This is a genomic window from Aeromonas sp. PS2Canimalfood6 (genome assembly GCF_048276795.1).
Classification (GTDB): domain Bacteria; phylum Pseudomonadota; class Gammaproteobacteria; order Enterobacterales; family Aeromonadaceae; genus Aeromonas; species Aeromonas caviae.
Genome location: NZ_JBLUXC010000033.1, coordinates 39,527 through 45,599 on the forward strand (window position 1 = coordinate 39,527; position 6,073 = coordinate 45,599).

At 56.7% G+C, this 6,073-nt stretch carries 4 protein-coding genes and 1 pseudogene; all 5 read right to left on the reverse strand.

Features of this window, described 5'->3' with window-relative positions; translation table 11 throughout:
• Positions 1 to 100 precede the first annotated feature (100 nt).
• Positions 101 to 1,009 (reverse strand): Gfo/Idh/MocA family protein, encoded by a 909-nt coding sequence (locus ACNPAA_RS13830; RefSeq protein WP_041214737.1) that lies wholly within the window; start codon positions 1,007 to 1,009, stop codon positions 101 to 103.
• 283 nt (positions 1,010 to 1,292) lie between these two features.
• Positions 1,293 to 1,520 carry a hypothetical protein gene (locus tag ACNPAA_RS13835; RefSeq protein ID WP_270836158.1) on the reverse strand — a complete coding sequence of 76 codons (228 nt, stop codon included), beginning with the start codon at positions 1,518 to 1,520 and terminating at the stop codon, positions 1,293 to 1,295.
• Between the two features lie 445 nt (positions 1,521 to 1,965).
• Positions 1,966 to 2,916, reverse strand: coding sequence for a transposase (locus tag ACNPAA_RS13840; RefSeq protein ID WP_039039311.1), 951 nt, complete (start codon positions 2,914 to 2,916; stop codon positions 1,966 to 1,968).
• 130 nt (positions 2,917 to 3,046) lie between these two features.
• A pseudogene (locus ACNPAA_RS13845) lies at positions 3,047 to 3,580 on the reverse strand (alpha-amylase family glycosyl hydrolase); the annotation flags it as partial.
• A gap of 986 nt (positions 3,581 to 4,566) precedes the next feature.
• Positions 4,567 to 5,517: a transposase gene (locus tag ACNPAA_RS13850; protein ID WP_053288170.1), complete on the reverse strand. Its 951-nt coding sequence runs from the start codon at positions 5,515 to 5,517 to the stop codon at positions 4,567 to 4,569.
• Between the last annotated feature and the right edge of the window lie 556 nt (positions 5,518 to 6,073).

Below are 6,073 nucleotides of genomic sequence, written 5' to 3' on the forward strand. Positions count from 1 at the left end.
TTCCCGGCTGACTGCGCAAGGAGCCACCATCTCATACAGTGCTCTGCCGCTTCTCTGACCAGTGATGCCTGTCGGTGTCACCCAGCCCCTTGCCTCCGGGTCATCCCTTTGCCAGGGCGACGAGGCGCTCCGCCAGTCGATGGCTTTTCAGGTAGCTCTCGACCAGCGCCCCGTCTGCCCGCCCGACGTCAATCTGCCCATACCAGTGCTCGAGCATGGCGACAAAGCCTCGGCTCGCCAGCACGGGCTGCCAGTCGCCCGGAGCCAGAGTCTGCACTGTGTTGTCTCGCGCAAGCAGGCCACGAGTGCAGTTCTCGATATGCAATGAGAGGTTGTCGCCATAGGCATCGATGCGCTCCTCGGTCATGCCGGCGCTGCGATTCATGCTGCCGCTTACCGCCATCTGCCCGCTCTGCCAGGCGACGCTCACCCCGGCCAGCAGCTCGGGCTGCTCACTGCTGCGTCGCAGCACCGCATGCAGCTCCCCGTCCGGCTCGCCGCCATAACAGCAGAGGCTGTCGAGCACATGGATACAGTCGTCGAACAGGAACTGGCGAGGCGCCCCCGGCAGGGCGTGCCTGTGCTTTTGCCAATGGAGCTCGGTCAGCGGCTGGCCGCGTGCGGCGGCCATGGCGGGCAGATAGCGACGGTTGAAGCCCACAAACAGCGGGCAGTCTCTGGCGATGGCGAGATTGGCGAGCGCCTCCACCTCTCCTGCGTTGTCACACAGCGGCTTGTCCACAAAGGTGGGAATGCCGGCACGCAGGCACAGCTCCGCCAGTTTGCCGTGCACGGCGGTGGCAGCGTGGATCATCACCGCATCAGGTCGGCTCGCCAGCAGCGCATCGACCTCGGTAAAACACTCGCCAATCCGGTACTGGCGCGCCAGTTTGCCGAGCACCGAGGGACTCCGGGTACAGAGCAGCGGGGTGACTCGCTCGTCGTTTGCCAGCAGCGGCAGATAGGCCTTCCGGGCGATATCGCCAAGGCCAATCAGGGCAATGCGCATGGGCACTCCTCTCAAGGGGATAACCAGATAACTGCCTGCACGATCTCAGGATTTCCCTCGCAGATCCAGCCTTGGCGCCATCTCGCTCCAGGCGCCTTCTGATGCAATGCGGCATCACCCCGCGACACCCTGGCCACCTTCCTCCATCGAAGCGCCCCCCGGCGGCGCGGCGCTTGAGCGGCACACCGCGATAGCAAAACAGGCAGGGCAACAAATGTCGCCCTGCCTGTTACACCCGCACACACCGCCGCACTCGGGCGATTGGCGCTCTTCTCACGTCGAGTTACTCTGCCGACCTGGCCTGCTCTTTGGCATCCCGCCACTTGCCAATCCTGGCGCCCAGCTCGGCGCAAAGCATGGCGCTGACCATGGCACCTATCATCCGGGTCATATCCGACATCTCTGTTGCAACCGGAAGCAGGGGTACAATCAGGTTAAAGGCGATGAGCCCCATCACCAGCCCGAGCCCGCTGCCTACCTTCTCTCTTCGGGATCGCGTTTTTATCGCCATCTGATTGCTCCTGACTTGAACGTTCCACGTGACTCGCCCTTGCCAACGTATCCAGCAAGATAACAAAGCTTTCCTTCATTTGGGACAGCCATCTTTGTGTACGGATTGTTCCATTGGAGGAACCATATCACCCACTCTGTTTCACTGATGCAAAAATCACCTGCTCAAGCAACACCCACGGTGTCGCAGCGTTGTGAAAAAGGGCCTGATAACAAAGGGCCGATAGCCCCTCTTCCCCAACCCGCCTTATCAGGACAGCCATCCTTTGGAGAAAGCCCTCATCCAGCGCCCAGCACAACTCGTCATCCTGCATTTGCGATGGCATTTGTGAAACTCGGGGGATTAAAGAGAATGTCTTGGCATTGATGACGCCAATTCAGATGCGATCACACAGGCGGGGAGCTGGCGCGATACCGGACGTTGTTATGATGCGAGCATTCATCACTCAAAGGGATGGTTGATGACACCGTCGCTGGCCACAGTGCCAGGCAAACTGCTGACAATGCTCTTTGTCACCCACCACTCTGATGCCCTGGCGCCGAAACAGCGTCACTTGCTTGAGCCAGCGCACCTCGTCCACCCCCAGCCGCGTCAGGATGGGGGCAAGACAAACTGGGATATGGCCCCGTTTGTCCACTCGGATGGCGCGGCCTGTCCAGTCCACCAGCATCAGGTAATCCGCAAAGGTATATAGCAGGCTATCGGGTCGCGCTTCGTGCGCGAATGGCAACAGCAACGGCGGCAATGGGGCGGCGGACTGCTCGCCATCGAGACGCTGCTTGAGGCTGGTGTAATCGCTCTGCTCGGGCCGGTCGGACAATCCCGCTCGTATCGGATTGAGATCAACATAGGCCATGCAGGCCAGCAGGGCTGATTCGGTGAGCAAGGCCTGGCTCTTGAAGCGCCCTTCCCAGAAATGGCCCTTACAACCATCTTCCCGATTGGCCTGCCGAGCCAGGTTTTCGTTGAGCAACCGCACAAACCAGCTGATGGAATGTAACCGCTCCCGCCACTGCCCTATCAGTTGTTGCACCACGGCCAGTTCGGGCTCAATCAGGGATTCCCCCTGATACCAGCGTCGTACCAGCAGCGGCCACTGGAACAGCGCAGCCCAACGCTCGGCCACCTCCCGCTCGCTCCAATTGGCAGCGGTATCCGACTCGACCTTGAGCACCAGGTGATAGTGATTGCTCATCACCGCATAGGCACAAACAACGATGGCAAACAGTCGCGACAATTGGCCTAACTTGTCCACCACCCACTGGCGCCGATGCTCGTAACTCTGGCCGGTGTGGGCATCTTCCCCGCACAGAAACGCCCGCCGCACACAACGACTGACCACATGATAGTAAGGCGTATCCTGCAAACTGATTTGACGTGAACGGGCAATAGTCATGGCTCACCCCCTGGGCAGTGACACCTCAAGCCAAGTACAGGACTACGCCGCTGTCAAAAAGGTGGGTGTCCCAGATCCCCCGCCTCAAGCCAAGTACAGGGCTACGTCGCTGTCAAAAAGGTGGGTGTCCTAGATTTCCCGATTCGGTGAGCAGGGCCTGGCTCTTGAAGCGCCCTTCCCAAAAATGGCCCTTGCAACCATCTTCCCGATTGGCCTGCCGAGCCAGGTTTTCGTTGAGCAACCGCACAAACCAGCTGATGGAATGCAGGCGCTCCCGCCACTGTCCTATCAGTTGTTGCACCACAGCGAGTTCAGGCTCAATCAGGGATTCCCCCTGATACCAGCGTCGTACCAGCAGCGGCCACAGGAACAGCGCCGCCCAACGCTCGGCCACCTCTCGCTCGCTCCAATTGGCAGCGGTATCCGACTCGACCTTGAGCACCAGGTGATAGTGATTGCTCATCACCGCATAGGCACAAACACCGATGGCAAACAGTCGCGACAATTGGCCCAACTTGTCCACTACCCACTGGCGCCGATGCTCGTAACTCTGGCCGGAGTGGGCATCTTCCCCGCACAGAAACGCCCGCCGCACACAGCGACTGACCACATGATAGTAAGGCGTATCCTGCAAACTGATTTGACGTGAACGGGCAATGGTCATGGCTCACCCCCTGGCAGTGACACCTCAAGCCAAGTACAGGGCTACGTCGCTGTCAAAAAGGTGGGTGTCCCAGATTTCAATGTGATTCTGATGGTTACATCATTTTAAGGCTCGCTTGGGTAGTTTCGTTTGTCTTACAGTGGCTATCTGGAACCTGTTGAACTGCGATGGGTCACTGCCCTCGATAGTCAATGGAGCATATTGGAAGCTGTAATCCATGGGCGGTAGCGTGGGATTTGGTGACATTACGCCCCATACAGAAAGGTGGGTGTCCCAGATTCTTCGATCAGGTTAAAGGCGATGAGCCCCATCACCAGCCCGAGCCCGCTGCCTACCTTCTCTCTTCGGGATCGCGTTGTTATCGCCATCTGATTGCTCCTGACTTGAACGTTCCACGTGACTCGCCCTTGCCAACGTATCCAGCAAGATAACAAAGCCTTTCTTCATTTGGGACAGCCATCTTTGTGTACGAATTGTTCCATTGGAGGAACCATATCACCCACTCTGTTTCACTGATGCAAAAATCACCTGCTCAAGCAACACCCACGGTGTCGCAGCGTTGTGAAAAAACGGCCTGATAACAAAGGGCCGATAGCCCCTTTTCCCCAACCCGCCTTATCAGGACAGCCATCTTTTGGAGAAAGAGTTATCAAGACAGCCATCTTTTAGAGAAAGCTCTCATCCAGCGCCCAGCACAACTCGTCATCCAGCATTTGCGATGGTATTTGTGGAACTCGGGGGGATTAAAGAGAATGTCTTGGCATCGATGACGCCAATTCATGGCGCCTTATCAGGACAGCCATCTTTTGGAGAAAGCCCTCATCCAGCGCCCAGCACAACTTGTCATCCAGCATTTGCGATGGCATTTGTGAAACTCGGGGGATTAAAGAGAATGTCTTGGCATCGATGACGCCAATTCAGATGCGATCACACCGGCGGGGTGATGGCGCGATACCGGACGTTGTTATGATGCGAGCATTCATCACTCAAAGGGATGGTTGATGACACCGTCGCTGGCCACAGTGCCAGGCAAACTGCTGACAATGCTCTTTGTCACCCACCACTCTGATGCCCTGGCGCCGAAACAGCGTCACTTGCTTGAGCCAGCGCACCTCGTCCACCCCCAGCCGCGTCAGGATGGGGGCAAGACAAACTGGGATATGGCCCCGTTTGTCCACTCGGATGGCGCGACCTGTCCAGTCCACCAGCATCAGGTAATCCGCAAAGGTATATGCCAGGCTATCGGGTCGCGCTTCGTGCGCGAATGGCAACAGCAACGGCGGCAATGGGGCGGCGGACTGCTCGCCATCGAGACGCTGCTTGAGGCTGGTGTAATCGCTCTGCTCGGGCCGATCGGACAATCCCGCTCGTATCGGATTGAGATCAACATAGGCCATGCAGGCCAGCAGGGCTGATTCGGTGAGCAAGGCCTGGCTCTTGAAGCGCCCTTCCCAGAAATGGCCCTTACAACCATCTTCCCGATTGGCCTGCCGAGCCAGGTTTTCGTTGAGCAACCGCACAAACCAGCTGATGGAATGCAGGCGATCCCGCCACTGTCCTATCAGTTGTTGCACCACGGCCAGTTCGGGCTCAATCAGGGATTCCCCCTGATACCAGCGTCGTACCAGCAGCGGCCACTGGAACAGCGCCGCCCAACGCTCGGCCACCTCCCGCTCGCTCCAATTGGCAGCGGTATCCGACTCGACCTTGAGCACCAGGTGATAGTGATTGCTCATCACCGCATAGGCACACACACCGATGGCAAACAGTCGCGACAATTGGCCCAACTTGTCCACTACCCACTGACGCCGATGCTCGTAACTCTGGCCGGAGTGGGCATCTTCCCCGCACAGAAACGCCCGCCGCACACAGCGACTGACCACATGGTAGTAAGGCGTATCCTGCAAACTGATTTGACGTGAACGGGCAATGGTCATGGCTCACTCCCTGACAGTGACACCTCAAGCCAAGTACAGGGCTACGCCGCTGTCAAAAAGGTGGGTGTCCCAGATTTCACCTTATATATAACCTTTGGAATAAAGCTAAGGTAGCTAAAAATGAAAGTATAAAAGAACAACTAAATATTGAAGTCATCAGAGAATCAGAAAAAGCTTTGAACCTGATACATACTCGTATCCCATCGTTAGAAAAAGACTATCTAAGTCCGATAGGTTCAGAGCAAGATTATGGATATGATCATAAGGTTGATTCCGCATTAGATTGTTTACTCTCCGAAGTTCAGGTCTTTATTGAGATAGTTCTTTGCAATATTCATTCATCGGCAATAATTGACCCAGATCTCCTTCGAGAGCCGTCGATTGAAGCGCACCGTGAATTCAGATAATAAGTGCAATGCCCATGGTGCATAGGAGGTAAGTATTCACCGGAACAGTATTGACACAGGAAAAATGAGACGATCGTCTCTTGATCCCACTTTCCTGCTTGCTTGATCCTGCTCCTTAGATACGCTCCCCCCATGAGCAAAAACACCAT

Bases quoted from the DNA above. Each gene is read 5' to 3' on its own strand.
- ACNPAA_RS13830 (WP_041214737.1), bottom strand. From the start codon at position 1,009: ATGCGCATTGCCCTGATTGGCCTTGGCGATATCGCCCGGAAGGCCTAT.
- ACNPAA_RS13835 (WP_270836158.1), bottom strand. From the start codon at position 1,520: ATGGCGATAAAAACGCGATCCCGAAGAGAGAAGGTAGGCAGCGGGCTC.
- ACNPAA_RS13840 (WP_039039311.1), bottom strand. From the start codon at position 2,916: ATGACTATTGCCCGTTCACGTCAAATCAGTTTGCAGGATACGCCTTAC.
- ACNPAA_RS13850 (WP_053288170.1), bottom strand. From the start codon at position 5,517: ATGACCATTGCCCGTTCACGTCAAATCAGTTTGCAGGATACGCCTTAC.